Source organism: Lentzea sp. NPDC060358 (assembly GCF_042725365.1).
Lineage (GTDB): Bacteria > Actinomycetota > Actinomycetes > Mycobacteriales > Pseudonocardiaceae > Lentzea.
Window position 1 is genome coordinate 1 of the sequence record NZ_JBHXCW010000502.1, and the last position, 1,102, is coordinate 1,102.

Genomic DNA, 1,102 nt, shown 5'->3' on the forward strand with positions numbered 1-1,102 from the left:
GTACCAGCCGCTCTTCCGCCTCTCGCCTCTCTCGGTGATCCGTTTCCACACCGGTCGGGGCTCAAGGCATCGCGCCGCGCCCACGGCCTTCCGCCCGGCGCGCGTGGCGTTGCGCACGACGGAAGAGCATCCCCCTTCTGCCTGTCTGTAGCGAACGCCGTCATCGCGCCGCCCGCGGTGGAGCCCGCTTTGCGGACGTGAGCCCACGTCCCCATTCCGGGCTGTTCCACGTGCCCGCCGACGGCCCTCCGTGAAGGAGCCAGCCATGTCGATGATCCGTGACCTGCGTGCCGCCGTGCGGCCGTCCCTGCGCAAGACCAGCACCCTGCACAGCAGTTACGACACCACCCGCGACCCCTCCGCCTCCAGCGCGGTCGTCGACTGCGCGGTCTACCGCGACGGACGGCGGCTGGAGCTCGAGGGCTGCCTCACGCCGCACGAGGCGATGCTCCAGGTGCGCGAGGAGGGCGGCTTCGCCTGGATCGGTCTGCACGAGCCGACCGAGGAGGAATTCGCCGGTATCGCCCGGGAGTTCGGCCTCCACCCGCTGGCCGTCGAGGACGCCGTCCACGCCCATCAGCGGCCCAAGCTGGAGCGGTACGACGACACGCTCTTCACGGTCTTCAAGACCATCCACTACGTCGAGCACGCCGAACTCACCGCGACCAGCGAGGTCGTCGAGACCGGTGAGGTGATGTGCTTCACCGGCCGGGACTTCGTCATCACCGTGCGGCACGGCGGTCACGGCTCGCTGCGCGCGCTGCGGCACCGGCTCCAGGACGACCCCGAACTGCTCGCCAAGGGCCCCTCCTCGGTGCTGCACTCCATCGCCGACCACGTCGTGGACGGCTACATCGCGGTGGCGGGCGCGGTCCAGGACGACATCGACGAGGTGGAGATCGGGGTCTTCTCGGCCCCGACGAAGGGCAGCCCGCGGGGCACCGACGCCGGGCGGATCTACCAGCTGAAGCGCGAGGTCCTGGAGTTCAAGCGGGCGGTGTCTCCGCTGCTGCGGCCGATGCAGCTGCTGAGCGAGCGGCCCATGCGGCTGATCGACCCGGACATCCAGAAGTACTTCCGGGACGTCGCCGACCACCTGGCC

1 protein-coding gene is annotated in these 1,102 nt (G+C 70.2%); it reads left to right on the forward strand.

Translation table 11 applies throughout. The features are described 5' to 3' along the window. Positions 1–265 precede the first annotated feature (265 nt). Positions 266–1,102 (forward strand): magnesium and cobalt transport protein CorA (locus ACFWGZ_RS41185; RefSeq protein ID WP_382457007.1); only part of this gene is annotated, 837 nt, incomplete at its 3' end.